Source organism: Microbacterium sp. LWH13-1.2, from assembly GCF_038397735.1.
Classification (GTDB): Bacteria; Actinomycetota; Actinomycetes; order Actinomycetales; family Microbacteriaceae; genus Microbacterium.
Genome location: NZ_CP151635.1, coordinates 2,707,304 through 2,733,138, shown reverse-complemented (window position 1 = coordinate 2,733,138; position 25,835 = coordinate 2,707,304). Strand labels below are relative to the sequence as shown.

At 69.4% G+C, this 25,835-nt stretch carries 25 protein-coding genes; 9 read left to right on the top strand and 16 right to left on the bottom strand.

Annotation, left to right across the window (positions count from 1 at the left end):
* Position 1: 1 nt before the first annotated feature.
* Both MRBLWH13_RS13180 and MRBLWH13_RS13175 read left to right on the top strand, forming a co-directional pair.
* The gene (locus MRBLWH13_RS13180) at positions 2 to 1,072 is read left to right on the top strand and encodes a LacI family DNA-binding transcriptional regulator (protein ID WP_341955413.1); all 1,071 of its coding nucleotides are present in this window, start codon (positions 2 to 4) and stop codon (positions 1,070 to 1,072) included.
* Positions 1,069 to 2,169, top strand: coding sequence for a glycerate kinase (locus tag MRBLWH13_RS13175; RefSeq protein WP_341955412.1), 1,101 nt, complete (start codon positions 1,069 to 1,071; stop codon positions 2,167 to 2,169). Before MRBLWH13_RS13180 ends, MRBLWH13_RS13175 begins: the two co-directional genes overlap by 4 nt.
* A 21-nt stretch (positions 2,170 to 2,190) precedes the next feature.
* Here MRBLWH13_RS13175 and pgm read toward each other — a convergent pair whose 3' ends face one another.
* Positions 2,191 to 3,834 (bottom strand): phosphoglucomutase (alpha-D-glucose-1,6-bisphosphate-dependent), encoded by a 1,644-nt coding sequence (pgm, locus tag MRBLWH13_RS13170; protein WP_341955411.1) that lies wholly within the window; start codon positions 3,832 to 3,834, stop codon positions 2,191 to 2,193.
* A gap of 62 nt (positions 3,835 to 3,896) precedes the next feature.
* On the opposite strand from pgm, the gene pheA reads away from it, so the two are divergent.
* Positions 3,897 to 4,847, top strand: a complete 951-nt coding sequence (pheA, locus tag MRBLWH13_RS13165) for a prephenate dehydratase (protein WP_341955410.1) — start codon at positions 3,897 to 3,899, stop codon at positions 4,845 to 4,847.
* A gap of 13 nt (positions 4,848 to 4,860) precedes the next feature.
* Here the strand turns inward: pheA and MRBLWH13_RS13160 are convergent, their stop codons facing one another.
* The 11 genes from MRBLWH13_RS13160 to MRBLWH13_RS13110 form a co-directional block, all read right to left on the bottom strand.
* Positions 4,861 to 6,927: a molybdopterin oxidoreductase family protein gene (locus tag MRBLWH13_RS13160; protein ID WP_341955409.1), complete on the bottom strand. Its 2,067-nt coding sequence runs from the start codon at positions 6,925 to 6,927 to the stop codon at positions 4,861 to 4,863.
* The gene (locus tag MRBLWH13_RS13155) at positions 6,924 to 8,477 is read right to left on the bottom strand and encodes an FAD-dependent oxidoreductase (protein WP_341955408.1); all 1,554 of its coding nucleotides are present in this window, start codon (positions 8,475 to 8,477) and stop codon (positions 6,924 to 6,926) included. Before MRBLWH13_RS13155 ends, MRBLWH13_RS13160 begins: the two co-directional genes overlap by 4 nt.
* Before the next feature lie 2 nt (positions 8,478 to 8,479).
* Positions 8,480 to 9,871, bottom strand: coding sequence for an MFS transporter (locus MRBLWH13_RS13150; protein ID WP_341955407.1), 1,392 nt, complete (start codon positions 9,869 to 9,871; stop codon positions 8,480 to 8,482).
* Between the two features lie 125 nt (positions 9,872 to 9,996).
* Positions 9,997 to 10,281: a DUF6457 domain-containing protein gene (locus MRBLWH13_RS13145; protein WP_341955406.1), complete on the bottom strand. Its 285-nt coding sequence runs from the start codon at positions 10,279 to 10,281 to the stop codon at positions 9,997 to 9,999.
* Positions 10,278 to 11,033, bottom strand: a complete 756-nt coding sequence (locus tag MRBLWH13_RS13140; protein ID WP_341955405.1) for a molybdenum cofactor guanylyltransferase — start codon at positions 11,031 to 11,033, stop codon at positions 10,278 to 10,280. The genes MRBLWH13_RS13145 and MRBLWH13_RS13140 overlap by 4 nt, the downstream gene beginning before the upstream one ends.
* The gene (gene glp / locus MRBLWH13_RS13135) at positions 11,030 to 12,295 is read right to left on the bottom strand and encodes a gephyrin-like molybdotransferase Glp (RefSeq protein WP_341955404.1); all 1,266 of its coding nucleotides are present in this window, start codon (positions 12,293 to 12,295) and stop codon (positions 11,030 to 11,032) included. Before glp ends, MRBLWH13_RS13140 begins: the two co-directional genes overlap by 4 nt.
* 89 nt (positions 12,296 to 12,384) lie before the next feature.
* Positions 12,385 to 12,594 carry a methyltransferase gene (locus tag MRBLWH13_RS13130; RefSeq protein WP_341955403.1) on the bottom strand — a complete coding sequence of 70 codons (210 nt, stop codon included), beginning with the start codon at positions 12,592 to 12,594 and terminating at the stop codon, positions 12,385 to 12,387.
* Between the two features lie 276 nt (positions 12,595 to 12,870).
* Positions 12,871 to 13,794 (bottom strand): hypothetical protein, encoded by a 924-nt coding sequence (locus tag MRBLWH13_RS13125; protein ID WP_341955402.1) that lies wholly within the window; start codon positions 13,792 to 13,794, stop codon positions 12,871 to 12,873.
* 260 nt (positions 13,795 to 14,054) lie between these two features.
* Positions 14,055 to 15,095, bottom strand: a complete 1,041-nt coding sequence (locus MRBLWH13_RS13120) for an LLM class flavin-dependent oxidoreductase (RefSeq protein WP_341955401.1) — start codon at positions 15,093 to 15,095, stop codon at positions 14,055 to 14,057.
* Between the two features lie 64 nt (positions 15,096 to 15,159).
* Positions 15,160 to 15,396, bottom strand: coding sequence for a DUF2795 domain-containing protein (locus MRBLWH13_RS13115; protein ID WP_341955400.1), 237 nt, complete (start codon positions 15,394 to 15,396; stop codon positions 15,160 to 15,162).
* Between the two features lie 57 nt (positions 15,397 to 15,453).
* Positions 15,454 to 15,876: an Hsp20/alpha crystallin family protein gene (locus tag MRBLWH13_RS13110; RefSeq protein ID WP_341955399.1), complete on the bottom strand. Its 423-nt coding sequence runs from the start codon at positions 15,874 to 15,876 to the stop codon at positions 15,454 to 15,456.
* A gap of 122 nt (positions 15,877 to 15,998) precedes the next feature.
* On the opposite strand from MRBLWH13_RS13110, the gene MRBLWH13_RS13105 reads away from it, so the two are divergent.
* Positions 15,999 to 16,283: a MerR family transcriptional regulator gene (locus MRBLWH13_RS13105; RefSeq protein WP_341955398.1), complete on the top strand. Its 285-nt coding sequence runs from the start codon at positions 15,999 to 16,001 to the stop codon at positions 16,281 to 16,283.
* Between the two features lie 81 nt (positions 16,284 to 16,364).
* Complete coding sequence (locus tag MRBLWH13_RS13100; protein ID WP_341955397.1) at positions 16,365 to 18,095, top strand: cation:proton antiporter; 1,731 nt, start codon at positions 16,365 to 16,367, stop codon at positions 18,093 to 18,095.
* A 63-nt stretch (positions 18,096 to 18,158) separates the two neighbouring features.
* On the opposite strand, the gene MRBLWH13_RS13095 is transcribed toward MRBLWH13_RS13100, so the two are convergent.
* Both MRBLWH13_RS13095 and MRBLWH13_RS13090 read right to left on the bottom strand, forming a co-directional pair.
* The gene (locus MRBLWH13_RS13095) at positions 18,159 to 19,586 is read right to left on the bottom strand and encodes a dicarboxylate/amino acid:cation symporter (RefSeq protein WP_341955396.1); all 1,428 of its coding nucleotides are present in this window, start codon (positions 19,584 to 19,586) and stop codon (positions 18,159 to 18,161) included.
* A 144-nt stretch (positions 19,587 to 19,730) separates the two neighbouring features.
* Entirely contained in the window at positions 19,731 to 20,063 is a 333-nt protein-coding gene (locus MRBLWH13_RS13090; RefSeq protein WP_056313351.1) for a hypothetical protein, read from the bottom strand.
* Positions 20,064 to 20,106: 43 nt separating this feature from the next.
* On the opposite strand from MRBLWH13_RS13090, the gene MRBLWH13_RS13085 reads away from it, so the two are divergent.
* Positions 20,107 to 20,526, top strand: a complete 420-nt coding sequence (locus tag MRBLWH13_RS13085; protein WP_341955395.1) for a YbjQ family protein — start codon at positions 20,107 to 20,109, stop codon at positions 20,524 to 20,526.
* Between the two features lie 15 nt (positions 20,527 to 20,541).
* Here the strand turns inward: MRBLWH13_RS13085 and MRBLWH13_RS13080 are convergent, their stop codons facing one another.
* The gene (locus tag MRBLWH13_RS13080) at positions 20,542 to 20,772 is read right to left on the bottom strand and encodes a helix-turn-helix transcriptional regulator (RefSeq protein WP_341955394.1); all 231 of its coding nucleotides are present in this window, start codon (positions 20,770 to 20,772) and stop codon (positions 20,542 to 20,544) included.
* Positions 20,769 to 21,410 (bottom strand): hypothetical protein, encoded by a 642-nt coding sequence (locus MRBLWH13_RS13075; RefSeq protein ID WP_341955393.1) that lies wholly within the window; start codon positions 21,408 to 21,410, stop codon positions 20,769 to 20,771. The genes MRBLWH13_RS13080 and MRBLWH13_RS13075 overlap by 4 nt, the downstream gene beginning before the upstream one ends.
* Before the next feature lie 226 nt (positions 21,411 to 21,636).
* Here MRBLWH13_RS13075 and MRBLWH13_RS13070 point away from each other — a divergent pair, with 226 nt between their 5' ends.
* The 3 genes from MRBLWH13_RS13070 to MRBLWH13_RS13060 all read left to right on the top strand — a co-directional run bounded on the left by MRBLWH13_RS13070 (position 21,637) and on the right by MRBLWH13_RS13060 (position 25,545).
* The gene (locus MRBLWH13_RS13070) at positions 21,637 to 24,162 is read left to right on the top strand and encodes an ATP-dependent Clp protease ATP-binding subunit (RefSeq protein WP_056313341.1); all 2,526 of its coding nucleotides are present in this window, start codon (positions 21,637 to 21,639) and stop codon (positions 24,160 to 24,162) included.
* A gap of 204 nt (positions 24,163 to 24,366) precedes the next feature.
* Positions 24,367 to 24,870 carry an amino-acid N-acetyltransferase gene (locus MRBLWH13_RS13065; RefSeq protein WP_341955392.1) on the top strand — a complete coding sequence of 168 codons (504 nt, stop codon included), beginning with the start codon at positions 24,367 to 24,369 and terminating at the stop codon, positions 24,868 to 24,870.
* 9 nt (positions 24,871 to 24,879) lie between these two features.
* Positions 24,880 to 25,545 carry a hypothetical protein gene (locus MRBLWH13_RS13060; protein WP_341955391.1) on the top strand — a complete coding sequence of 222 codons (666 nt, stop codon included), beginning with the start codon at positions 24,880 to 24,882 and terminating at the stop codon, positions 25,543 to 25,545.
* Positions 25,546 to 25,835 lie beyond the last annotated feature (290 nt).

The window sequence follows — 25,835 nt, the reverse complement described above, 5'->3', positions numbered from 1 at the left end:
CATGAACCAGCCGGAAAGCCCTTCCCGCGTGCGTCAGCCGCGTCACGCGCGAGGCGCCGCCCCGACCCTGCACGACGTCGCCCGTGAGGCCGGTGTCTCGCTCGCCACGGCATCCCGCGTCCTCAACGGATCCGAGCGCAAGGTCGCCGAGTCCTTCCGCGAGAAGGTCGAGCAGGCGGCAGCCGAACTGGGGTACACGGCCAACGTGTCGGCGCAGGCGACGGCCCGCGGCACCTCTCCCGTGATCGCGCTGCTGGTCGCCGACATCGCCGACCCGTACTTCGGTCTGATAGCCGCCGGTGTCGCTCGCGGAGCCGACGAGCAGGGACTCGTCGTCACGATCGCGATCACCGAGCGCGATCCGGCCCGAGAGGCGCGCATCGTGCGCGCTCTCAGAGGACAGCGGCCACAGGGTCTCATTCTCGCCGCCTCCCGTACGAAGGAGCCGACCGACTCCGACACCGTGCGCGAACTGGCCGAGTACGCCCGCTTCGGCGGACGCGTCGTGACATTCGGTGCGGGCAGCGCCGAGAACCGGCACGTCGAGATCGACAACCGAGCCGGGGCCGAGGATCTCGGTCGGCGCATGGCGGCGCTCGGCTACCGCTCGGCCGTCGCGATCGCTGCGGCCGAGGGCGTGCTGACCTCCGATGAGCGCCTCGCCGGGTTCCGCGCCGGCTTCGAGTCCGGCGGCGGCGCGATCGACCGTGTGCTCCGCGGCGACTTCCGCCGCGAATCGGGCGTGCAGGCCATGAGCGCCGCACTCGCCGACGGGGTCGAGCCGGGGACTCTCGTGTTCGGGATGAGCGACGTCGTCGCGATCGGCGCCATGTCGGCGATCCGTGATGCAGGGCGCGAGATCGGCACCGACATCGCGGTGTGCGGCTTCGACGATGTCCCCTCGTCGAGCGACGTGACCCCGGCGCTCACGACCGTGCGCGTGCCGCTGAGCGAGGTCGGCTACCAGGCCTTCCGCGCGACGGTCGACGCCGACTGGGAGCAGGCGACACTGCCGCTCGAGGTGGCCGTGCGGGCGAGCACCCCTGGCATCGAACCTGACATCGAACGATGACCCGGGTGGTCCTCGCCCCCGACAGCTTCAAGGGCACGATTACTGCGGCGGATGCAGCGGCATCCCTGGCTGAGGGCTGGGCGTCGGTCGATCCGACCGCGACGTTCGTGCACCGTCCGATGGCTGACGGAGGGGAAGGCACCGTCGCGGCGTTCGAGGCCGCGGTGCCCGGCGCTCGCCGTGTTCCGGTGGTCGTCGACGGCCCTGCAGGCGCCCGCATCGAGACGAGCTGGCTGCTGCTTCCTCCTGTTGCCGATGCCCCCGGCGGTACCGCCGTCGTGGATCTGGCCTCGACCTCGGGCATCGAGCTGCTCGACGAGCTGCGCCCGTGGGACGCCGACACCACCGGCTTCGGCCAGGCCATCGCCGCAGCCCTCGACCACGGCGTCTCGCGACTGGTCGTCGGCATCGGGTCGAGCGCGTCGACCGACGGCGGCACCGGGATGCTGTCGGCGCTCGGCGCCCGCTTCCTCGACGTCGCGGGCGACCCGGTCGCGCGCGGTGCCCGAGGCCTCGCCGACATCGCCTCGGTCGACCTGACCGGTCTGCGCCCTGCCCCGGAGGTGCGGGTGCTCACCGACGTGACCAACCCGCTCGTCGGCGCCCGCGGTGCGGCTGCGGTGTTCGGCCCGCAGAAAGGCCTCGCCGGCGACGACATCACGCGGGTGGATGCCGCGCTCGCGCGCCTCGCCGGCCTGCTCGCACTCGACGCCGCTCTCGCCGGCACCGGCGCCGCCGGGGGCACCGGCGGGGCGCTGGTCGCCTGGGGGGCGACGCTCGCCCCGGGAGCGGCCGAAGTCGCAGAGCTCATCGGACTCGCGGGGGCGATCGCCGACGCCGACATCGTCATCACGGGCGAGGGCTCGTACGACGGACAGTCCGGCGACGGCAAGGTTCCCTCGTTCATCGCGGGCCTCGCCGCGTCAGCGGGGGCGACGGCTCTGCTCGCCGCCGGACGCATCACGCCCGACTCCGACGCGTCGCTGTTCGCGGCATCCGCCTCGCTGACCCACATCGCGGGGTCGTCGGATGCCGCGCTCGCCGAACCCGCCCGCTGGCTGCGCGAGGCGGGGGCGGTGCTCGCGCGGTCGGTCTGACCGAGCGGGCATCGGCGAGACTCAGCCGCCGAGCGCGGCCGACACCACGGCGCGAGCCTCGGCCTGCACCTCGGCGAGGTGCTCCGGGCCGCGCAGGCTCTCGGCATACAGCTTGTAGACGTCCTCCGTGCCCGACGGGCGGGCGGCGAACCAGGCGTGCTCGGTCTGCACCTTGAGGCCGCCGATCGCTGCGCCGTTTCCGGGCGCGTGCGACAGCTTGGCCGTGATCTCCTCGCCGGCGAGGGTCGTCGCCGACACGGCATCCGGTGCCAGCTTGCCCAGTGTCGCCTTCTGCGCCGGCGTCGCAGGGGCGTCGACGCGCTGGTAGGCCGACGAACCGAAGGCCTCCTCCAGCTCGGCGTAGCGCTCCGACGGCGTCTTGCCCGTCACGGCGATGATCTCGGCCGCGAGCAGACACAGCAGGATGCCGTCCTTGTCGGTCGACCAGACGGTGCCGTCCTTGCGCAGGAACGATGCTCCGGCCGACTCCTCGCCGCCGAAAGCCACGGATCCGTCGAGCAGCCCGGGCACGAACCACTTGAAGCCGACGGGCACCTCGAGCAGGCGGCGTCCGAGCGACTCGGCGACGCGGTCGATGATCATCGACGACACGAGGGTCTTGCCGATCGCGGCGTCGCGCGGCCACTCGGCGCGGTGCGAGAACAGGTAGTCGATGGCGACCGCGAGGTAGTGGTTCGGGTTCATCAGCCCGGCGTCGGGGGTGACGATGCCGTGGCGGTCGGCATCCGCGTCGTTGCCCGTCAGGACGTCGTAGTCGCCCTTCTTGGCGACCAGCGAGGCCATCGCCGAGGGGGATGACGGATCCATGCGGATCTTCTCGTCCCAGTCGAGCGTCATGAAGCGCCAGGTCGGGTCGACCTCGGGATTCACGACCGTGAGGTCGAGGTCGTAGACCTCCTTGATGAGCGCCCAGTACTCGACCGAGGCTCCACCCAGCGGGTCGGCGCCTATGCGCACGCCGGCGCTGCGGATCGCGTCGATGTCGATGATGGTCGCGAGATCCCGCACGTAGGCATCACGGAAGTCGTAGCCGGGAACCGCGTCCCAGTCGACGTCGGCGAAGCGCTCGCGCTTCACATCGACCAGGCCGCCGGCGATCAGCTCGTTGGCGCGGTCGGCGATCCAGCCGGTCGCGTCGGTGTCGGCCGGTCCGCCGTGCGGCGGGTTGTACTTGAACCCGCCGTCCCGCGGCGGGTTGTGCGACGGGGTGACGACGATGCCGTCGGCGCGGCCGGGAGCATCCGGGGCCAGGTCGCGGTTGAAGGTCAGGATGGCGTGGCTGAGTGCGGGCGTCGGAACCCACGAGTCGCGCGAGTCGACGCGCACGTCGATGCCGTTCGCGACCAGCACCTCGATGGCGCTGCGCTCGGCCGGCAACGACAGGGCGTGGGTGTCGCGACCGAGGAACAGCGGGCCGGTGATGCCCTGGCCGGTCCGATAGTCGACGATCGCCTGGGTCGTCGCGAGGATGTGGTTCTCGTTGAAGCTGTTCGAGAGGGAGGAGCCGCGGTGCCCGCTGGTTCCGAAGGCGACGCGTTCGGCGGCGACCTCCGGATCCGGGACGCGGTCGTAATAGGCGGCGATCAGTTCGTCGACATCGATCAGATCGGATTCTTCGGCTGGTAGACCGGCACGGCTCGTCATGCAGACAGTCTGCCCCCATCTCGGCATCCGCGCATCTTCTGCGCGCTCGGAGTTGCCCTAAGGTGAAACGCGTGACTGAACGCCGCACTTACAGCTATCTCGGCCCTGCCGGAACGTTCACCGAAGCGGCGCTCGAACAGGTCGCCGAGGCGCGCGGACAGGACTGGCGCGCCGTGCACAACGTCGGCGAGGCGCTCGCCGACGTGCTCGAGGGCCGCAGCGATGCCGCCATGATCGCGATCGAGAACTCGGTCGAGGGCGGCGTCTCGACGACACAGGATGCCTTGGCCACGCTGCCGGGCCTGCGGATCGTCGGCGAGTACCTGGTACCGGTGAACTTCGTGCTCGTGGCGCCCCGCGGCACCACGCTGGCAGACGTGCAGGTCATCGCAGCGCACCCCGTCGCCTATGCGCAGTGCCACAGCTGGCTCGGCGAGCACCTGCCGACGCACTCGCACGTGCCCGCGGCGAGCAACGTCGCCTCGGCGATCGGCATGCTCGACGGTGGTCTTCCCGCGCAGGCGGCGATCGCCGCTCCCGGGGTCGTGAAGCACCTCGACGTCGACGTCCTGGCTGAGGACATCGGCGACAACGCCCAGGCCGTCACTCGCTTCGTCCTCGTCACCCGCACCACCACGGCACCGGCTCCGACCGGTGCCGACAAGACCTCGCTGATCGTCGAGCTGCCCAACGATCACCCCGGGTCTCTCCTCGAGATGCTCGAGCAGTTCTCGACCCGAGGCATCAACCTCTCGCTCATCCAATCGCGACCGATCGGCGACGAGCTGGGGCGCTACCGGTTCGTGATCGACGCCGACGGTCACATCGAGCACGAGCGCATGGCCGACGCCCTGCTCGGCATCCGTCGTTTCAGCCCTCGCGTGGTCTTCCTCGGGTCGTACCCGCGGGCCGACCGGCAGATCGTGCAGTATCCCGACCGTTACGACGACGACGTGTTCGTCGAGGCGCGCGACTGGCTGCGCGGCATCCTCTCGGGCGAACCCGAGGACTGAGACCCGCCCCGGGTCAGACGGCGCTCAGCTGCACGAGCGCCCGTTTGAACTCGGGCATGGCCGAGTGCGGATCGACCCGGTCGTCGGTGAGCAGGTTCGCGCTCTCGGCATCGGGATAGTGGAACGGCAGGAACACCGTGTCGGGCCGGATGTCGTGCGTCAGCTCGGCGCGTGCCTGCACGGTGCCTCGGGAGTTGGAGAGGCGGATGCCGTCGCCCTCGCCGATCCCGTGACGACGCGCGGTGGCCGGATGCAGCTGGGCGACGAGCGTGGGCCGCTTCTCGGTCAGCTCGGGGATGCGGCGGGTCTGCGCACCGCTCTGGTACTGCTCGAGCAGTCGTCCGGTGACGAGGTTCAGTCGATCGGCGCTCGCCGCGGGATGCGAGCGAGCCCGCACGGCCACGAGCTTCGCGCGCCCGTCGGCATGCGCGAACCGGTCGGCGAACAGTCGGGGTGTGCCGAGGCTTCCGATCGGGAACGGCCAGTGCGCCTCGATGCCCATGTCGAGCAGTGCGTGGCTGAGTCCCGAGTAGTCGGCGCGGCCGCCGGCGGATGCGCGGGCGAGCTCGTCGAACACCTCCGACGGGTCGAGGCTCCACGCGCCGGGTGCGTCGAGGCGGCGTGCGAGCTCGGCCATGACCCAGAGCTCGCTGCGGGCCCCGGCGGGGGCGTCGACGGCTCGCCGACGCCGCAGTACGCGACCCTCGAGGTTCGTCATCGTGCCTTCCTCCTCGGCCCACTGCAGCACAGGGAGCACGATGTCGGCGGCCTTCGCGGTCTCGGAGAGGAAGAAGTCCGAGACGACGAGCAGCTCGAGCCTGCGCAAGGCGTCGCGCACGGTCTGCACGTTCGGCGCAGACACGAAGACGTTGGAGCCGTGAACGAGCAGCGCGCGAACGCCGCCGGGCAGGCCGGCGCTCTGCAGCAGCTCGACGGCAGGCACCCCGGGGCCCGGCAGGTCGTCGGGATCGACGCCCCACACCGCTGCCACCGAGGCCCGCGCGGCCGGATCGGTGATCGACCGGTATCCGGGCAGCTGGTCGGCCTTCTGTCCGTGCTCGCGTCCGCCCTGCCCGTTGCCCTGGCCGGTGAGCGTGCCGTAGCCGCACCCCGGAGTGCCGGGCAGCCCGAGCACCAGTGCCAGGTTGATGGCCGCGGTGGCGGTGTCGGTGCCGTCGACGTGCTGCTCGACCCCGCGCCCGGTGAGGATGTACGTCGAGTCGGACTCCGCCAATCGGCGGGCGAGTTCCCGGATGCTGCGCGCGGGCACTCCGGTGACGGTCTCGGCGCGCTCGGGCCACCAGGCTGACACCGACTGGCGGAGCGCATCGAGGCCCGAGGTGCGCTGGCGCACGTAGCCGGAGTCGTACAGCTCCTCGGAGATCACGACGTGGGTCAGCGCCAGCAGCAGGGCGAGGTCGGTGCCCGGCACAGGCTGCACATGGATGCCTGCGCCGGCGGCGCACAGCCGTGCGGTCGAGCTGCGCCGAGGATCGACGACGATGAGACCGCCGCGAGCCCTGGCGCCCTGCAGATGGGAGACGAACGGAGGCATGGTGTCGCCGACGTTCGAGCCGAGCAGGAGAACCGTCTCGGCGGTGTCGAGGTCGGTCAGAGGGAAGGGGAGACCCCGGTCGATCCCGAAGGAGCGGTTGGCGGCGGCTGCGGCGGACGACATGCAGAAGCGTCCGTTGTAGTCGATGCGCGAGGTGCGCAGCGCTATGCGGGCGAACTTGCCGAGCTGGTAGGCCTTCTCGTTCGTGAGCCCGCCGCCGCCGAAGACCCCGATCGCGTCGGGGCCGTCGTCGGAGGCGATCCTGCGCAGCCGATCGGCGATCAGGTCGAGGGTGGCGTCCCACTCCGCCGGGTGCAGTTCGCCGTCATCGCCCCGCACCAGGGGAGTGGTGAGGCGCCCGGTGTCGGCGAGCAGCTCGGCGGAGGTCCAGCCCTTCTTGCACAGGCCGCCGCGATTGGTGGGGAAGTCGCGCCCGGCGACGGTCACCGGCAGAGCGGCTTCGGCTGTGGGGGTCAAGGTCATCGCGCACTGCAGCGCGCAGTAGGGGCAGTGGGTGTCGGTCATGCGACGGCCTCCGCGCGGGCGTGCAGCAGTTCGGTGATGCGGGCGCGGCATCCCCCGCATCCGGTGCCTGCGCGGGTGCAGTCGCCGACCGCGGCGACCGAGGTGCAACCGTCGTCGACCGCATCCTCGACCTGACCGACGGTCACCGCGTTGCAGATGCACAGCGTCGCGTCGCGGCCGGCGGGAGCCACCGTATCGGCATCCGGGTCGTCGAGCCGAAGCAGCAGCGACCGGTCGGCCGGCAGCTCGCCGCCGCGCAGATACAGCACGCTCAGTTCGGCGGCGGCCCGCGGCATCCCGACCGCCACGAATCCGGTGAGGATGCCGTCTCGCGTCGCCATCTTGACGTAGGTGCCGTGCTCGGGGTCGGCCCAGACCGCGATGCCCGGGGCGTCCTCCCCGACGGGGGTCGGCGCGAAGGGATCGGCCGAGACGTCGCCGGCCGAGGCGATGTCGACCAGCTCGCCCTTGAGCACGACGACACCGGGATGCTCATCGGCGAACCCGCTTGTGGACTCGTCGTCGTCTGCACCGCCGCTCAGCTCGGCCGCGATGGCCGCTGCCAGCCAGCTCGCCTGCCGCCATCCGGGGCCGACGAGGCCTGCGGCCCCACCGGGCACCTGGCGCTCGTGCAGGAACTCGGCGGGGTCGGCGATGTGCGCGCAGTCTCCGATCGCGTGGATGAGGGGATCCGACCATGACCGCAGCGAGGCGTCGACGAGCACGCCGTTGCCGACGCGAAGGCCTGCGGCCTCGGCGAGCTCGGTGCGCGCCCGCACCCCGCACGAGAGCACCAGCAGGTCTCCCTCGATGCGCTTGCCGTCGGCGCTGGCGAGGGCCCGGAACCGCCGGATGCCGTCGTCGCCCTCGACGCCGATCACCCCTTCGGCGCGGGTGTGCGGAACGAGCGTGACGCCGGCCGAGGCGAGCGCGGTCGACAGGATCGACGCCGAGCCGCGATCGAGCTGGCGGGGCATCGGCATCGGACCGAAGTGGGCGACCGAGGGAACGGCGCCGGCATCGGCGAGCAGCATGGCGAGCTCGATCCCGAGCACGCCGGCACCGAGCACCACGACACGCCCGCCGCGCTCGACCACGGCGCGCACCTGCTCGGCATCCGTGAGGTCGCGCAGCACGCAGACGCCCGCGGTGAGGCTCGTGTCGAGACCGGTCGCGTCGGGGCCGAGGGTCTCGAGTCCGTCGAGCGTCGGGATGATCGGGCGCGCTCCGGTCGCGAGCACGAGCCGGTCGTAGTCGACGGCCGACCCGTCGGCAAGCTCGACCAGCTGCGCCTCGCGGTCGATGCGCACCGCTCGGGCCCCGAGACGCAGATCGATGCCCGGGATGCCCGCTGCTGTGGCCAGGGTGAGCTCGTCGGCCGAGACCTCGCCCACCGCGAGCTCGGCGATCAGCACCCGGTTGTACGGATGCGCAGTCTCGGCGCCCAGCACGGCCACCGTCGCCCTGCCCGAGGCCACCAGGGGCAGCAGCTCCTCGGCGAACCGGATGCCGACGGGCCCTGCTCCGATGACGACGATGCGCTCCGGCACGGTCAGATCCGGTGTCCGGCGAGGGAAGCCCGCGGAATGACGTAGACGAAGATCGTGATCAGGAGCAGCACGACGTAGGCGGCGACGAATCCGCCGAAGGCCGGTGCGTACGAGCCCGTGCCGCTCTTCGCGGCGGCGAGCACCTGCGGGATCACGAATCCGCCGTAGGCTCCGATCGCCGAGATCAGACCGAGGGCGGCCGCGCCTTTGCGCTGGGTGCTGACCGCGAGCGCGTCGCCTGCGGTCGCGGCGCCCCGGGCTGCGAAGACGTTGGGGATCATCCGGTAGGTCGCCCCGTTGCCGACGCCCGCCGCGATGAACAGCAGCAGGAAGCATCCGAGGAAGAGGGCGAAGCTGTCCGCCTCCAGGGTGACCAGCAGCGAGAGCGCCCCGACGATCATGAGCGAGAACGCGGCGATCGTCATCCGTGCTCCGCCGAGACGGTCGGCGAGCTTTCCGCCGTAGGGGCGGGCGAGCGAGCCGACCAGAGCGCCGAGGAACGCGAGCGACAGTGACGCACTGCCGATCTGGAACGTCGAGAACTCGGGGAACGTGTCGGCGATGAGCTTCGGGAAGACGCTGGAGAAGCCGATGAACGATCCGAAGGTGCCGATGTAGAGCAGCGACAGCACCCACAGGTGGGGTTCGCGGAGGGCCGCGGCGGCCCCCGCGAAGTCGGCCTTGGCGGACGACAGGTTGTCCATGTGGCGCCATGCGCCCCAGACGGCCACGAGGATCAGCGGCACCCACATCCAGCCCGCGAGCGAGAGGTTGACCGTGAACGCGGCGGTGACCGAGACGACGATCGGCACCGCGAGCTGGGCGACCGAGGTGCCCAGGTTTCCGCCGGCGGCGTTGAGCCCGAGCGCCCATCCCTTCTCCTTCTGCGGGAAGAAGTAGGTGATGTTCGCCATCGAGCTCGCGAAGTTGCCGCCGCCGAAGCCGGCCAGTGCCGCCACCACGAGCAGCACGCCGAACGGGGTCTCGGGGTCCTGCACGACGACGCCGAGCAGGATCGCCGGGATGAGCAGCAGCAGCGCCGAGACGATGGTCCAGTTGCGCCCACCGAAACGGGCGACGAGGAACGTGTACGGGAACCGCAGCGTCGCGCCGACGAGGCTGGGCAGCGAGATCAGCCAGAACGATTCCGTGGTGCTCAGAGTGAAGCCGGCGGCGGGAAGCAGCACGACGACGATGCTCCAGAGCTGCCAGATGATGAAGCCGAGGAACTCGGCGAAGATCGACCACCCGAGGTTGCGTGTGGCGATCGCCTTGCCCTCGGCGGCCCAGAACGTCGCATCCTCGGGATTCCACCCGTCGATCCACCGGCCAGGACGACGCGTGAGGGTCACGGCGTGGGTGTCGACGCTGCTTCTTCCGGTGATCTGGGACATCGCGGCTCCTGCGTTCGAGAGGTGAATGCTCTGAACGTAGGCGGCGGATGTTGCAGGGCCGCACGAATGCGATTACCGGACGATTACTTCTCCATCACATCGGGAAGGTCGTGGATGAGAGAACTTCAGGAAACCCGGTCGTCGGCGCGCCAGGTCGCGGCGAGTGCGGTGATCGCTGCGGCTGCTGCGGCGGTGTCCTCACGGCTGCCGCCGGCACGCCCTGCGGCGAGGCCGGCGAGGTAGGCGCTGAGTGGTGCGGCGGGGCGGGCGACGCCGTGCGCGACGTCACGGGCGAGGTCGAGGAGAAGGGCGATGTCGACCGACTCGCGGTCGATCTCGAGGGCTGCGCAGGCAGCGGTGGTCCACTCCTCGAGGGCCTCGACCGGAAGGTGCTGCGGGCTGTCTGTCATGTCGTCTCCTCGTTCGGTGCGCTGCCACGCGGGGCGTCGGTGCCGTTGTCGTGGTCGGCGTCTGCGTCGGCGTCGGTGCCGTTGCGGGTGAGCGCCTGGGCCGTGGCGCGGGCTCGTTCGAGATCGTCCCACGTGTCGACGTCCGTCGCCAGGCCTCCCGCCGGCACCGCGACGATGGTGAGGCCCGCGAGCAGCGAACGGATGGATGCGTCTCGGCCGCCGTCGGGGAGGGCGGCGACAGCTCGGCGCAGCGCGTCGGTGCGATAGAGCCCGATCAGCCACTGCATCCGTCCGGAGTCGTCGGTCAGGCAGACGCCGTCTTCGCCGCTGGCGAGGGGCGGATGCCGACGCAGCAGCGCGACCGCCTCTTCGGCGTTCGGCAGGTCGGCCGCCAGCACGAACACGTCAGCGCTCTCGGTGCGTGCGAGTCCGGCCGCGATGCCGGCGACCGGGCCGCCGAACTCGGGGGTCTCGCGGGTCCAGACGACTTCGCCGTGCACGGGTGTCGGCGGACCGACGATGATGATGGGGTCGCAGCCTGTGACGGCCGCGACCACCCGATCGAGCAGCGTGCGACCGCCGACTTCGAGCAGCGGCTTGGCGGCACCGTCGAGTCGAGACGCCCGCCCGCCCGCGAGGATGATCGCCGCGGTTGCGCGGCTCATGTCGGCGGCGCTCGCGTCGGCGGCGCTTGCTGCGGCGCTTGCTGCGGCGCTTGCTGCGGCGCTTGCTGCGGCGCTTGCTGCGGTCACGAGAGCAGCATCACGTCGACGTGGTCACCGGCGACCACCGTCGAGACCTCGGCGGGCACGACGGCGTAGGCATCCGCTCTGGCGAGTCCTGCGGCGAGGTGCGCGCCGGACGACCCGTCGGCGGCTGCCGGGTGCACCGCCCAGGCGGCGGGGTCGGATCGGTCGAGGGTCACCGGCACATACTGCTGTCGCCCTGCCGGGCTGCGCCACCCGGCCGTGGTCGCGAGACGCAGCATCGGGCGCTGCACCGGCTCACGCCCCTGGAGAGCGAGCAGTGCCGGGCGCACGAACGCCTCGAACGAGGCGGCGACGCTCGCCGGATTGCCCGGCAGGCCGAAGATCAGCGCGTCGTCTATTCGTCCGAACGCCTGCGGTCTGCCGGGCTGCATGGCGACCGCGACGAACTCGATGCGATCGCGCAGCACGTTCTTGACGACCTCGTGGGCGCCGGCGCTGACGCCGCCCGAGGTGACCACGACATCGACGCGGCCGGCGCGCAGCGCACGGTCGACGAGGGCTGTGAAGGCGGCATCCTCGTCGGTCACCGTGTCGACAGAGATGACGTCGGCGCCCGCCTCGGCGCACATCGACGCGAGCAGCACCGAGTTCGACTCGGGGATCTGCCCTCGGGCCAGGTCTGCGCCGGGGGCGGCGAGCTCGGTGCCCGTCGAGATCACGGCGACCCGGGGGCGGCGACGCACTTGCACGGTGTCGATGCCCGTGGCCGCGATGGCCGTCAGCTGCAGCGGCCCGAGCACGGTGCCCGCCGGAGCGACGACTGCACCGGCGCGCAGTTCCTCTCCGCGGCGGCGGATGTGAGCGCCCTCGCGGGCAGGGGCCGTGGTCACGATGGCCGGGGCGTTCCAGGTCTGCAGCCCGTCACGGGTGTGTTCGAAGGGCACGACGACGGTCGCCGTGCGGGGCACGGGAGCGCCGGTCATGATCCGAGCGGCCAGCCCCGGACGCAGCTCGGGCTCCTCGGACGAACCCGCTGGCAGGTCGGCGATGACGCGTAATTCGGCGGGGTGCTCGGCCGTCGCTGCCTCGACGTCGGCGAAGATGACGACGTATCCGTCCATCGCGGAGTTGTCGAACAGCGGCACATCGACCCGGGCGCGCACGTCGTCCGCGAGGGTGCGGCCGGCGGCCAGCGCGATCGGCACCGACTCTGCGCCGAGCGGTCGGGTGGCGGCCAACACCTTCGCCTGCTGCTCCTCGACCGTCAGCATGGCAGCAGGAGCGAGGGAGGTGGCGTGGCGCATGCAGTCAGCGTACGACGGTCGCGGGGGTGCCCCGCGACCGCGTCGCCCCTCTTCCCCTTGTTCCCCGTTCCGGTGTCAGCGCTCTCGAGTCAGTGCTCGCGGAACATCGGCCAGCCGCTGCCTGGCAGCATGTGCGAATGCAGCGCACCCTTGGCCGATTCCAGGTTCGGGTACGTGCCCGTCGCGGCATCCGCTCCGGCCATGACGACGGTGTATCCCCCGTCATCGTGTCGGATGCTGCCGACGACTCCGTTCGTGCCGTACGCCACCCAGAGGGACAGAGTCTTGGTCGTGCTCATCATCGAACCCCTTCCGTTGCTGGTGAGGGTACGCCCCGGCGCACCGGAATACCAGCCCCTGACGCTGGGGGCGCGGGCGCCGGTGCGGCGGCGCGTGGTCACAAGCGCAGCATCCGGTCGGTGGGTGGTCGAAAAGTCACGGCTACGGGCTGGTGGGGATGCGTTATTGACCACTCAGCGCGTCGGTCGTGCGGGGCGGTCGTGCGCACGTGAGGAGAGCGGCGGGCAGGCGCCGGCACGGGCGCAGGCACGGGCGCAGGGGCAGCGGGGGCGATGTCAGGAGCGAGACGCGATCGCACGGCGGATGCGGTCGAGCAGCATCCGTCCTCCGTCGTCGAGGTCGAGTTGCGTCACTCGGATGACGATCCAGCCGGTGTCCTCGAGTTCTCGCTGCCGCTGAATGTCACGGCGCCACTGGTCGCGGTCGGTTCGGTGTCCGTCGCCCTCGTATTCGACGGCGATTCGGAGCTCGGGATACGCGAGGTCGCTTCTCGCGATGATCACCCCGTCGCGACGGATCTCGTGCTGGACCACCGGCTCGGGAAGGCCTGCCGCGACGAGCAGCAGACGCGTCTCGGTCTCCTTCGGGGACTCGACGGCCGCACGCACCGCGGGCAGCGCAGCTCGCACGCGCGCGCACCCGGCGAAGCGCCCCCAGTGGCGCAGGCGTTGATCGATCTCCTCGACCGTGTGCAGGGGGCGGTCGGCGCGCAGCCCCGGGTAGTTGTCTGCGGTCGTGACGAGAGCGTCGAGGGCCACCACGAGCTCGTCGTCGGTGAACGACGCGACGCAGAGGAAGAGTGCGGTTATAGGGTCGACGACGGGGACGCGGCCGATCCACCACAGCTGTGCTCTGCCGGTTGCGAGCCTTCGACTCCTCACACCCCGCGTGCGCGGCCGGACGGCATCCGTCGCCACGACGACGTCGATATCGTCGGTGACCTTCCAAGAGCCCGGAACGGGATAGCCCCAGACGCGCATCGCGGTCGCGCCCCCGATCAGCTGTCCCGGTCTCAGTCGCGAGGCGAGCGCGAACACTCTGTGCAGAGGTGTCGTCTGAGGCGTGAGCGATCGCACACCGTGGAAGGGGCGGTGCAGGTCGGCGGCTGCCGCACGTCCGCGTCCCACCCCCGCTGCCGTTGCCGCTCGAACGGTGAAGGTGGCTCCGAGTGTGGGCGGCAGCACAGATCGACGACGCATCTCCCCAGCATCCGCGTCCGGGAAGCGCGATTCGGAGAGTTGCGCGTTGCGGACCGGGAGCTGTGCATAAGTCGGTCTCACCCGCCGCAGTGGTGGAGGAGTGATTCAGGTCGTCGTCGCGTCAGCGACGTCGCCCGTACGCCGATGGATGGTCGAAAGAGCATCGGTGCGGAGGAGCGTGGTCAAAAACGCATCCCACGCGGCCCTCAGGCGTGCGCTTTTGACCATCCACGCCCGCGGGCGGGACGCGTCGCGGTCGATCAGAGCGCCGCGGCGACGAGCTCCAGCGTCTGGGCGCGGCCGGCGGCGGAGTCGCGCGGCTCGGATTCGTAGGCTCCCGCGACGGGCGACAGCATGACCTCGTCGACGCCCCACTTCGTCGCGAACGCGCGCACCTCTTCGGCGACGGATTCGCCCGTTCCGACGAACCAGCGGGAGCGTGCGGCTTCGACGACCTGGTCGGTCGCGGCATTCGGCTCGGCGGCCAGTGCCTCTTCGACCGTCTCGAGTGCGGTCAGTGGCTTGTTCAGACGCAGGCGCGACATCATGCGCAGCTGGGGGAGCGCGCGGGCCTCGGCCTCCTCCTGGGTGGGCGAGGCCACGACGTTGACCGTCAGGAAGGTGCGGGGCTCGGGGTGCTCCTCGCTCGGCTGGTAGCCGGTGCGGTACAGGTCGAGCGCGCGCTCGAGGCCCTGGCCCGAGAAGTGGTTCGCGAAGACGTAGGGCAGCCCGTGCGATGCCGCGAGCTGGGCGGAGTAGTCGCTCGATCCGAGCAGCCAGACCTCGGGGCTGCCGGTGGCGGCGGGCGTCGCGTTCACCGTGTACTCCCCACCCGACGTGAAGCGCACGGTCGCGCCGTCGCCAGAGAGGAGAGCAGCGATGTCCTGGACGTTGCGGGGGAACTGCTCGACGTCGCTCGTCGTTCCCGACCCGCGCAGCAGCTGAGTGATGACCGGGTCGCTGCCGGGAGCGCGTCCGAGGCCGAGGTCGATGCGTCCGGGCGCGATCGCCTCGAGCGCGGCGAACTGCTCGGCGACGATCAGCGGAGCGTGGTTGGGCAGCATGACACCGCCGGATCCCAGACGGATCTTCGTCGTGCGCATCGCGGCGGCGGCGATCAGCACCGGGGGAGTGGTGGATGCCACGGCCGGCATGTTGTGGTGCTCGGCGAACCAGTAGCGGCGATAGCCGAGGCGGTCGGCGGTCGCGGCGAGATCGAGGGAGGAGGAGATCGCCTCGGCACTGGTCTGGCCGGTGCGAACAGGGACGAGGTCGAGGACGGAGAGCGCGGTGGAAGTCATCCCCGAATGCAACGGCGGGGGCGGGCGGGGCATTCCCGCCCGCCCCATCGTGCCCGGTGGGTCGTCACGCTGCGGCGAGGGAGGAGGATGCCGACGGCGAGAACTCCTCGGCCAGAGCGTGGCGTGCGAGGTGGTAGCGGATGTGCCAGGCCGCGCTGAAGCTCTGCTCGGGAAGCCGAGCGAGCACCGCTCGATCGTCGGAGCCGAGACCGTCACGGGCTGCTTCGCGCAGCAGGTCGTCGCGCGTCGCCGGGTACTCCATCCCGCGCAGGAAGCGGTCGAGTGCAGCGGGGTTGTGCATGGGTCGTCCTTTCCAGAAGAGGAAGTGGGGGCCGGGTGTGCCCCGGCCCCCGTGCTGTCAGGCAGCGATCGACTGTCGGTTGTCGCTCGACTCGACCTCGATCTTGCGGGGCTTCGCGCGCTCGCTGACCGGGATGATCACCGAGAGCACGCCGCTCTCATACGAGGCGCTGATCGCGTCGAGGTCCACTCCATCGCCGAGCGAGAACTGACGGAGGAACGAGCCTGATCCACGCTCGCGGGCGAGCCAGCGGACGCCTTCGCGGCCGTCGGCAGTGCGCTGCGCGCGGATGGTGAGCTGGCCGCCGTCGAGGTCGACGTCGATCGAGCCCGGATCGATGCCGGGAAGATCGGCGTGCAGGACGTACCTGTCGCCGTCGCGGTAGAGGTCCACCGGCATGAGACGCGGTGCGCGGACGGAGTCCAGCACGCTCGCAGCGAAGCGGTCGAGCTGACTGAACGGATCGAAGGACATGGCCATGAGTGTCTCCTTTCGTGTGGCCCGGGTGGGCGTTGTGGATGCAGATTATCTGCAACCGTTGCTATAGATTTTTTATAGAACAAGTCGGGATAGAATGCAAGCACTGCGAAAGGAAGTCTGCGATGGCTGGTCGTGATCCGAGCATGCCGGTGTACGGCATCGCCGTCGCCGCCCAGCTGAGCGGCGTCCCCGAGGCCAGCCTGCGTCTGTTCGAGGCGAAGGGTCTCGTCACTCCTGCGCGCAGCGACGGGGGTACCCGTCGCTACAGCGACGATGACCTCGAACGCATCCGCCGTGTGACGGGTCTGCGCGTCGAGGGGATCAACATCGTCGGCATCCGGCGCGTGCTCGATCTCGAGGACGAGAACGCCGGGCTCCGCGACGAACTCGCCGACGGCGGGGACTGACCCGGCGACCCCGCACGCTCGCACCGGCGACCCCGCGCCCGCGACCCCGTTCCCGGGCCGACGGGCAGTACTTTAAAAGGCATGGATGCCGAGATCTTCTACGTGCTCGTCGGTGCTGTCGTCGTGGCGGCGATCGCCCGATGGCGCGGATGGCCGGCTCCGCTGCTCGTCACGGTGGTCGCGCTCGCGGCATCCTTCCTGCCGTTCGTTCCCGAGGTCGAGATCGACGGGCACCTGCTGCTGAACCTCGTGCTGCCGCCGCTGCTGTATTCGGCGGCGCTCGACGTGTCGTTCGTGGGCTTCAAGCGCAGCCTGCCGCAGATCCGGCGCCTCGGCGTCACCCTCGTGCTGCTCACGGCTGTCGCCGTGGGCCTGGTGGCGTGGTGGATCCTGCCGTCGCTGACCCTGCCGGGCGCGCTGCTGCTCGGTGCCATCGTGGCACCGCCCGATGCGGTCTCGGCCGCGGCCATCGGCCGCAAGCTCGGGCTTCCGCGCCGCATCATGACGGTGCTGTCGGGAGAGAGCCTGATCAACGATGCGACCTCGCTGACCCTCTATCGCGTGTTCGCGGCGATCATCGCCGGGGCGACCCTGACCGTCTGGGACGGCATCTGGCAGTTCCTGCTCGCGGTCGGCGTCGGCGTCGCGGTCGGACTCGTCTTCGGCATCGTGCTGCACCAGCTGCGCATGCGCATCAGCGACCCGGTCGTGATCGGCACCTTCGGGCTGCTCGCACCGTTCGGCGCATATGCGATCGCCGAGCACCTGCTCGGCTCGGGCGTGCTCGCGGTCGTCGCGATGGGCCTGTACGTCGGATACAACTCGCCCCGCACCGACTACACGACCCGTCAGCAGGAGGCGCCCCTCTGGCTCTCGGCCGACCTGCTGCTCGAGAGCTTCGTGTTCGCCTACATCGGCCTGCAGTTCCCGCGCGTGCTCAGCGACCTCGGCGGCGAGGAGGTCGGTCGCATCCTGATGCTGTCGGGTGTCGTGCTGCTCGTCGTCTTGCTCGTACGGCCGCTCTACGTGTACCCGGCGAACGGGTGGGCGAACTTCCAAGACCGCAAACGGTTGGAACGCTGGGATCGAACGGTCGAGTCCGGAGCCTTCGACGAGCGCCGCCGCGACTCGAAACGCTGGAAGCAGTACAGCGCCGAAGAGCTGCGCTCCAAGATCGTGCGCGACCGCATGGCAGGACTGCAGCTGACCTGGAAGGACAACGCCGTCATCTCGTGGGCGGGCATGCGCGGTGTGGTGACGCTGGCGACCGCGCTCGCCGCAGCCGATCTCGCTGCGCTCGACACCGAGCCGTCGCACGCGATCGTCGTCGTCGCCTACGTCGTGACCCTCGGCACGCTGCTCCTGCAGGGCCTGACCCTGCCGCTGCTGATCCGCAGTCTCGGCATCGCCAGCGACGTCGATGACGAAGAGGACGAGCGCGCGATCGCCGATGTCAAGGCCAAGAGCCGCGAGGCGGGCAAGGCCTTCCTCGCGGCGAAGCGCGATGAGTGGGTCGACAAGTACGGCAGCGTCGACATCGGCGTCTTCGATGCCTTCACCAAGCGCATGACCCGGGTCGAGAAGGCCGCAGACGAGGCGCAGGAGGTCGAGGAGGCGGTGACCCGCCCCTCGTACGAAGACCTCGCAGCGCTCACCCGCGGGTGGCTGCAGGTGCGCCGTGACATCCTCCTCGCAGAGCGAGACGCCGGCAACCTCGACGAGGAGGTCATGCGCGAGCTGATGGCCGCGATGGATGCCGAGGAGCTCGCCCTCGACACCCGCGCCGCCACGCGTCTGCAGGGTCGCGCGTAGCGGGAGATAGACGAGCGCCCCGCCCCCGAGTGGGGCGAGGCGCTCGATCTGTGCGGCGAAGGGTCAGCGAGTGCCGGCCGGCTCCTTCTCGGATGCTGAGGCATCCGCCTCGGGTGCCTCGTCGTCGTCGGAGTCGTCGGCGAAGGGCAGGCCCTCGCGCGGGGCGTTGTAGAGCTCCTCGTCGAGGATGCCCTCGCGCTTGGCGACGATCGTCGGCACGAGCGCCTGGCCCGCGACGTTGACCGCGGTGCGGCCCATGTCGAGGATCGGGTCGATCGCGAGCAGCAGGCCGACGCCCTCGAGCGGCAGGCCCAGCGTCGACAGCGTCAGCGTGAGCATGACCGTCGCGCCCGTGGTGCCTGCGGTGGCGGCGGAGCCGACGACCGAGACGAGCACGATCAGCAGGTACTGCACGAGGTTCAGCTCGATGCCGAAGAACTGCGCGACGAAGATCGCGGCGATGGCAGGGTAGATCGCGGCGCAGCCGTCCATCTTGGTCGTCGCGCCGAACGGCACGGCGAACGAGGCGTACGAGCGGGGCACGCCCAGGTTGCGCTCGGTGACGCGCTCGGTGAGGGGCAGGGTGCCGATCGACGAGCGGCTGACGAAGGCCAGCTGCACGGCGGGCCACACGCCCGAGAAGTACTGCGTGATCGAGAGGCCGTTCGTCTTGACGAGGATCGGGTAGACGACGAAGAGCACGAGAGCGAGGCCGATGTAGACGGCGATCGCGAACCAGCCGAGCGACGCGAGCTTCTCCCAGCCGTACTTGACGACCGCCGCACCGATCAGGCCGAAGGTGCCGAGCGGGGCGATGCGGATGATCCACCACAGCACCCGCTGGATGACCTTGAGCAGCGACTCGGTGAACGCGAGGAACGGCTCGGCCTTCTTGCCGGCCTTGAGCGCCGCGATGCCCACGGCGACCGCGATCACGATGATCTGCAGGATGTTGAAGTTCACGCTCGACGAGAACGTGCCCTCGGCGGCGCCGGGGTTGGTGCTGACGCTGAGTCCGAGGAAGTTCTGCGGGATCAGGCCGAGGAGGAAGTTCCACCACGTGCCCACCGTGTAGGGGTCGCTCGGCTCGAGTCCGTCGCCGGCGCGCGAACCGGGCTGGATGACGAGGCCCAGGACGATGCCGATGGTCACGGCGATGAACGCGGTGATGGCGAACCAGAGCAGGGTCTGACCGGCGAGACGCGCGGCGTTCTGCACGCGTCGCAGGTTCGAGATGCTGGCGACGATCGCGGTGAAGATCAGCGGCACGACGGCGGTGCGCAGCAGCGTGACGTACGAGCTGCCGATCGTGTCGAGCGTGGCCGAGAGGCCGTTGGGGCTGTCTGCCGTGGCGCCCAGCTGGCGGGCGATGAGACCTGCGGCGATGCCGAGGACGAGGGCTGCGAGGATCTGGAAGCCGAATGACGTCAGCAGCTTCCGGACGGGTCCGCGGGTGTCTGGCGCCTTCGTGGCGCGGACGGTGGTGCTCATTGGATTGGGGACTCCAGAATCGATGCGCGCCGTGTGCGCGCTTCCGTCCACGCTATGAGCCGTGCCGGAGTCCCGAGGCCGAGATGACGAAGGATGACGGATGCCGAAGCATCCGTCATCCTTCGTCGATCGGAATGGTGCGGGTCAGCCCGCGCACTCCTGGAGGTTGTCCTGGAGGATCTTCGTCGTCAGGGCCTTGTCCGCCTCGCTGGACTGCTTGTCCTCGCCGTTGGCGAGGAACGTGAGGGTCTCGTTGCTGAGCTCGGAGTCCACCAGGTAGCCGGCGAAGCACTCGGAGGCGCCGTCGGGCAGCTCCTGGCCCTGCGAGGTGAAGAACTCGTCGAGCCCGTCGGCGACCATATCGGCGGTCGGGCGAGTGGATCCACCGCACGCGGCGAGCGAGAAGGCGAGTGCTGCGATGGGCAGCGCCATGAGGAGGCGGGAGGAGGTGCGCAGGTTCCGGTCGTTGAGCTTCATGCGCTCAACGCTATCGGCTCACAGCGAATGCATAGAAGGGGTTGTGCCGATTCGTCTCGCGCTGGTACTCCGCATCGGTGCCGGGGCATGGCACGATGTCCTCATGTTCATGGTGACGACGAACGACATCCCGGGTTATCGCATCACTCAGGTGCTGGGGGAGGTCATGGGACTGACGGTGCGCTCGACCGACTTCGGGCAGGGGTTCACCGCCGGGTTCCGCTCGCTCGGCGGCGGTGAGATCCCCGAGTTCACGCAGGTCATGTACGAGGCGCGGCAGGTCGTGATGCAGCGCATGTGGGCCGAGGCTCAGCAGCGCGGCGGCAACGCGATCGTGGCGATGCGCTTCGATGCAGGCTCGATCGCGAACTTCACCGAGATCTGCGCCTACGGCACGGCCGTGGTGGTCGAACCGCTCGCGCCGGTCGCGCAGTCTCAGCCGCCGCAGCCTCCGGTCGCCTGACGGGGGATCAGGCGATCAGGCGAGTACGAGCAGGTCGCCGACCTCGCAGTCGAGCGCGTCGCAGATCGCGCGCAGGGTCGAGTACCGGATGGCCCTGGCCCTGTCGTTCTTCAGCACCGACAGATTCACGATGCTCACGCCCACGCGGGCGCTCAGCTCGGTCAGCGTCATCCCTCGCGCGGCGAGCAGTTCGTCGAGACGGCAGTGGATGCCGGTGAGCTCGTCGTCGTTCTCCGCCGGGCTCACACGAGACCCCGTGTTTCATCCTCGAGAGTGGCCTTGTCGCGCTGCAGGCGATCGCCGACCACGAAGACCGTGCCGATGAGCGCGAGGACGAACGCCGCGAGCACGAAGGTGAAGGGCTCGACGCTGATGACGGCGTTCTCGACTCCGTTGTCGGTGATGTGGGCGATCGTCGCATTGGCGAGCATGTTGTCGAAGAAGCGGACGGCGGCGAAGCCGACGAGTCCGGTGATGCCCGCGGTCGACGCAAGAGCGGTGTTGCGGCGGCTGAAGACGCGGCCGGCGAGAACGCTGCGGGCCAGCACGATGAGGCATCCGATCACGACGACGATCGTCAGGATCTGCGCGATCTGCCCCATGATGCCGGGTACGGCCGCGACCGTCGGCAGCTGAGGTGCCGTGATCACGGCGCTGTCGAGTCCGACGGAGATGCTGTCGCCCGTGGTGAGTGGCAGGTCGACCGGAGTCTTCGATCCGATGAACTCGGCGAGCACCGGGACGTCGACGCCGCGGGCGAGCTCGACGATCCGGATGATCGAGAACACCGTGATGTACGCGGCGATCGCGACCCCGGCGATGCAGAACCCGATCAGGGCTCCGGTGTCGCCGCGGGAGAGCGTGCGGTTCTTCGTCGAGGTCATCATCCACTCCTTATCGATCTTCGTTATTACCGATAATCGTTAACATAACGACTGTCGATATGTTCGTCAACCCTCACGGCAGGAGAGCGGTGTCACGGCCCGTCACGGCACTATGCCGACGGCGAACACGGGCATACCTCTCCCGTGCGGTGGTTACTCTCGATGTACAAGCGCTTCACGCGTCTTCGCCAGTGTCGAACAACACGTGCGAATAAGGAGTCACAGCATGTTCGAGAGATTCACGGACCGAGCCCGTCGAGTGGTCGTCCTCGCCCAAGAAGAGGCGAAGATGCTCAACCACAACTACATCGGCACCGAGCACATCCTGCTCGGCCTCATCCACGAGGGTGAGGGTGTCGCAGCCAAGGCGCTCGAGAGCCTCGGCATCTCGCTCGACGCCGTGCGCGAGCAGGTGCAGGACATCATCGGCCAGGGCCAGCAGCAGCCGACCGGGCACATCCCGTTCACGCCGCGCGCCAAGAAGGTCCTCGAGCTGAGCCTCCGCGAGGCCCTCCAGCTCGGCCACAACTACATCGGCACCGAGCACATCCTGCTCGGCCTCATCCGCGAGGGTGAGGGTGTCGCAGCCCAGGTGCTCGTCAAGCTCGGCGCCGACCTGAACAAGGTCCGCCAGCAGGTCATCCAGCTCCTGTCCGGTGCACCCGGACGCGAGCCGGCAGCCGTCGGCGCGCAGTCGAACGACACCCCGAGCGCCCAGGGCGGCTCGCAGGTGCTCGACCAGTTCGGCCGCAACCTGACGCAGGCCGCACGCGACAACAAGCTCGACCCGGTCATCGGGCGCGAGAAGGAGATCGAGCGGGTCATGCAGATCCTGTCTCGTCGCTCCAAGAACAACCCCGTGCTGATCGGTGAGCCCGGCGTCGGCAAGACCGCCGTCGTCGAGGGCCTGGCCCAGGCGATCGTCAAGGGCGATGTGCCCGAGACGCTGAAGGACAAGCAGCTCTACTCGCTCGACCTCGGCTCTCTCATCGCCGGTTCCCGCTACCGCGGCGACTTCGAGGAGCGCCTGAAGAAGGTCACCAAGGAGATCCGCACGCGCGGCGACATCATCGTCTTCATCGACGAGATCCACACCCTCGTGGGTGCGGGAGCCGCAGAGGGCGCGATCGATGCGGCCAGTATCCTGAAGCCCCTCCTCGCTCGTGGCGAGCTCCAGACCATCGGCGCGACCACGCTCGACGAGTACCGCAAGCACTTCGAGAAGGATGCCGCGCTCGAGCGCCGCTTCCAGTCGATCCAGGTGAACGAGCCGAGCCTCCCTCACACGATCAACATCCTCAAGGGACTGCGCGACCGGTACGAGGCGCACCACAAGGTGCAGATCACCGACGGCGCGATCGTCGCGGCATCGAACCTCGCCGACCGCTACGTCTCCGACCGGTTCCTGCCCGACAAGGCCATCGACCTGATCGACGAGGCCGGCGCACGCCTGCGCCTCAGCATCCTGTCGAGCCCGCCCGAGCTGCGCGAATTCGACGAGAAGATCGCCAAGGTCCGCGAGCAGAAAGAGGTCGCGTCCGAGGACCAGGACTTCGAGAAGGCCGCATCGCTGCGCGACGAGGAGAAGAGCCTCCTCGCAGAGCGTCTGCGTCTCGAGAAGCAGTGGCGTTCGGGTGACGTCGCGACCCAGGCGGTCGTCGACGAGGGCCTGATCGCCGAGGTGCTCGCACAGGCCACCGGCATCCCGGTCTTCAAGCTGACGGAAGAGGAGTCCTCGCGACTCGTCTTCATGGAGAAGGCGCTGCACCAGCGCGTCATCGGTCAGGAAGAGGCCATAGCGGCGCTCTCCAAGACGATCCGTCGTCAGCGCGCCGGGCTCAAGGACCCGAAGCGTCCCTCGGGCTCGTTCATCTTCGCCGGCCCCACGGGGGTCGGAAAGACCGAGCTCGCCAAGGCGCTCGCCGAGTTCCTGTTCGATGACGAAGCCGCTCTCATCTCGCTCGACATGAGCGAGTTCGGCGAGAAGCACACCGTGTCTCGTCTGTTCGGTGCCCCTCCCGGATTCGTCGGATTCGAAGAGGGCGGCCAGCTCACCGAGAAGGTGCGTCGCAAGCCGTTCAGCGTGGTGCTGTTCGACGAGATCGAGAAGGCCCACCCGGACATCTTCAACTCGCTGCTGCAGATCCTCGAAGAGGGTCGTCTGACCGATGGTCAGGGCCGCGTGATCGACTTCAAGAACACCGTCATCATCATGACCACCAACCTCGGTGCTCGTGACATCGCCGGTGGTCCGGTCGGATTCCAGATCGAGGGCGTCAACTCGACGAACTACGAGCGGATGAAGGGCAAGGTCAACGAAGAGCTCAAGCGCAACTTCAAGCCCGAGTTCCTCAACCGTGTCGACGACATCATCGTGTTCCCGCAGCTGTCGAAGGACGAGCTCGTGCAGATCGTCGATCTGTTCACGAAGCGCCTCGGCGAGCGTCTGCTCGACCGCGACATGACGATCGAGCTCTCGCAGTCCGCCAAGGAGCGCCTCATCGAGATCGGCTTCGACCCGGCACTCGGTGCCCGACCGCTGCGTCGCGCGATGCAGCACGAGGTCGAGGACCGTCTGTCCGAGAAGATCCTTCACGGTGAGCTGAACCCCGGCGACCACGTCAAGGTCGACTCGAAGGACGGCGAGTTCCTCTTCGAGCACGGCCCGCGCGGCGAGCAGGTCGCGGTCGGCGTCAACACCGGCGGCGCGATCCCCGGCACCCCCGACCTGGCCATCGCCAGCGGAGAGTGACCTGATCGGAGAAGGGGCGGATGCTGAGGCATCCGCCCCTTCTCTGTGCCCGGGGCGCCTCTGGTTCTGTCACGGGCACAGCTTCGGAGATCAGGAGCGACGCGCGAGACGTGGCGGCGCATCCGTCGGTGTGTCGGCCGTCGGATCCGATTCTGTGCCCGGATCTCAGGGTCTGGGGAGGTGACGGGTTCTAGGCTTGACGATGTGAGCGAGTACATCGTCCGGCCGGCGCGCAGCGCCGACATCATCGGCATCCGGAATCTCCTGCAGCCGATGGTCGAGCAGCGCATCCTGCTCGGCAAGGATCTCGCTGTGCTCTACGGTGCCGTGCAGGAGTTCGTGGTGGCCGAGGCCGACGGCGAGCTGATCGGATGCGGCGCGCTGCACGTCTTCTGGGAGGACCTCGGCGAGGTGCGCACCCTCATGGTCCGCGGGGACTGGCTGCACCACGGCGTCGGCGGCGCGATCGTGGGTGCCCTCGAGGAGCAGGCTCGCGAGCTCGGGCTCAGCCGACTGTTCTGCCTCACGTTCGAGATCGACTTCTTCGGGCGCCGGGGCTACACGACGATCGGCGAGCAGGTCGTCGACCCCGATGTGTACTCGCAGCTGCTGCGCAGCGGTGACGCCGGTGTCGAGGAGTTCCTGGACCTCGCGCACGTCAAGCCGAACACGCTCGGCAACACCAGGATGCTGAAAAGGCTCAACTAACCTGGACTCATGCCCCGTCACTCCGCCGCCGTCTATCGTCGTCGGCGACTGGTGACCCTCGTCGCACTGATCGTGTTCGTCGCGTTCATCGTGACGGCTGTGTGGCTTCTCGTGGCCCGGCCGTGGGCGAGCGCGACGGATGCGACCCCGTCACCGACGCCCTCGGCGTCGTCGACTCCCGTGGCCCCCACGACGTCGACGACGCCCGATCCGACCGCCGCCGAGTCTCCCGCCCCCGAGCCGTCCAGCGAAGAGACGCCGGGCATCGTGGCGTGCGAAGCGCAGGACGTCGAGGTCGCAGCCGTGACGGACGCCGACACGTATCAGGCAGGAGTCCTGCCGCAGCTGTCGATCTCGCTGACGAATCGTGGAGCCACCGACTGCACGATCGATGTCGGGTCGACGACCCAGGTGCTCACGGTGTCAAGCGGATCCGACGTGTGGTGGCGCTCCACCGACTGCCAGGAGAACCCGAGCAGCATGATCGCCACGCTGGCCGCCGGTGCGACGGTCACGAGCAAGGTTCCGGTGACCTGGGATCGTACGCGGTCGAGCGTTGAAACCTGTGCTCAGGAGAACCGCGCGCGTGCTCCCGGTGGGGGAGCGTCGTATCACGTGGCCGTCGAGATCGGCGGCTTCAAGGGCGCGACCACCAAGCAGATCCTGCTCTACTGAGATTCGGTGCGTCGCTCGATGCGTCGCCGGTCGAGTCCGCCTTGGCCAAAGGTCTTGAATACAGACCTGCACTCAGTTTCGATGCTGACAGCACTCGTTCTTTGGGATACCATTGGGGTGACCCTCGCAGACTTGCGGCGCATGCCATCCCCAGTGGCGTCGAACACAGCGTCCCCAGCGCTTCGACATGCCGCCCCGAGGGTCCGCGGGCCCTCTCGAGTACCCCAGTCCCCAATGGATGACTCGAGAGGGCCCTTTTCTTCGCCCACGTTCGGGCGAGACCTCGGCGT

What these genes read in the sequence shown, in the direction of transcription:
- MRBLWH13_RS13180 (WP_341955413.1), top strand. Translation starts at nt 2, where the DNA reads ATGAACCAGCCGGAAAGCCCTTCCCGCGTGCGTCAGCCGCGTCACGCG.
- MRBLWH13_RS13175 (WP_341955412.1), top strand. Translation starts at nt 1,069, where the DNA reads ATGACCCGGGTGGTCCTCGCCCCCGACAGCTTCAAGGGCACGATTACT.
- pgm (WP_341955411.1), bottom strand. Translation starts at nt 3,834, where the DNA reads ATGACGAGCCGTGCCGGTCTACCAGCCGAAGAATCCGATCTGATCGAT.
- MRBLWH13_RS13160 (WP_341955409.1), bottom strand. Translation starts at nt 6,927, where the DNA reads ATGACCGACACCCACTGCCCCTACTGCGCGCTGCAGTGCGCGATGACC.
- MRBLWH13_RS13150 (WP_341955407.1), bottom strand. Translation starts at nt 9,871, where the DNA reads ATGTCCCAGATCACCGGAAGAAGCAGCGTCGACACCCACGCCGTGACC.
- MRBLWH13_RS13145 (WP_341955406.1), bottom strand. Translation starts at nt 10,281, where the DNA reads ATGACAGACAGCCCGCAGCACCTTCCGGTCGAGGCCCTCGAGGAGTGG.
- glp (WP_341955404.1), bottom strand. Translation starts at nt 12,295, where the DNA reads ATGCGCCACGCCACCTCCCTCGCTCCTGCTGCCATGCTGACGGTCGAG.
- MRBLWH13_RS13130 (WP_341955403.1), bottom strand. Translation starts at nt 12,594, where the DNA reads ATGAGCACGACCAAGACTCTGTCCCTCTGGGTGGCGTACGGCACGAAC.
- MRBLWH13_RS13125 (WP_341955402.1), bottom strand. Translation starts at nt 13,794, where the DNA reads ATGCGTCGTCGATCTGTGCTGCCGCCCACACTCGGAGCCACCTTCACC.
- MRBLWH13_RS13120 (WP_341955401.1), bottom strand. Translation starts at nt 15,095, where the DNA reads ATGACTTCCACCGCGCTCTCCGTCCTCGACCTCGTCCCTGTTCGCACC.
- MRBLWH13_RS13115 (WP_341955400.1), bottom strand. Translation starts at nt 15,396, where the DNA reads ATGCACAACCCCGCTGCACTCGACCGCTTCCTGCGCGGGATGGAGTAC.
- MRBLWH13_RS13110 (WP_341955399.1), bottom strand. Translation starts at nt 15,876, where the DNA reads ATGGCCATGTCCTTCGATCCGTTCAGTCAGCTCGACCGCTTCGCTGCG.
- MRBLWH13_RS13105 (WP_341955398.1), top strand. Translation starts at nt 15,999, where the DNA reads ATGGCTGGTCGTGATCCGAGCATGCCGGTGTACGGCATCGCCGTCGCC.
- MRBLWH13_RS13100 (WP_341955397.1), top strand. Translation starts at nt 16,365, where the DNA reads ATGGATGCCGAGATCTTCTACGTGCTCGTCGGTGCTGTCGTCGTGGCG.
- MRBLWH13_RS13095 (WP_341955396.1), bottom strand. Translation starts at nt 19,586, where the DNA reads ATGAGCACCACCGTCCGCGCCACGAAGGCGCCAGACACCCGCGGACCC.
- MRBLWH13_RS13090 (WP_056313351.1), bottom strand. Translation starts at nt 20,063, where the DNA reads ATGAAGCTCAACGACCGGAACCTGCGCACCTCCTCCCGCCTCCTCATG.
- MRBLWH13_RS13075 (WP_341955393.1), bottom strand. Translation starts at nt 21,410, where the DNA reads ATGACCTCGACGAAGAACCGCACGCTCTCCCGCGGCGACACCGGAGCC.
- MRBLWH13_RS13070 (WP_056313341.1), top strand. Translation starts at nt 21,637, where the DNA reads ATGTTCGAGAGATTCACGGACCGAGCCCGTCGAGTGGTCGTCCTCGCC.
- MRBLWH13_RS13060 (WP_341955391.1), top strand. Translation starts at nt 24,880, where the DNA reads ATGCCCCGTCACTCCGCCGCCGTCTATCGTCGTCGGCGACTGGTGACC.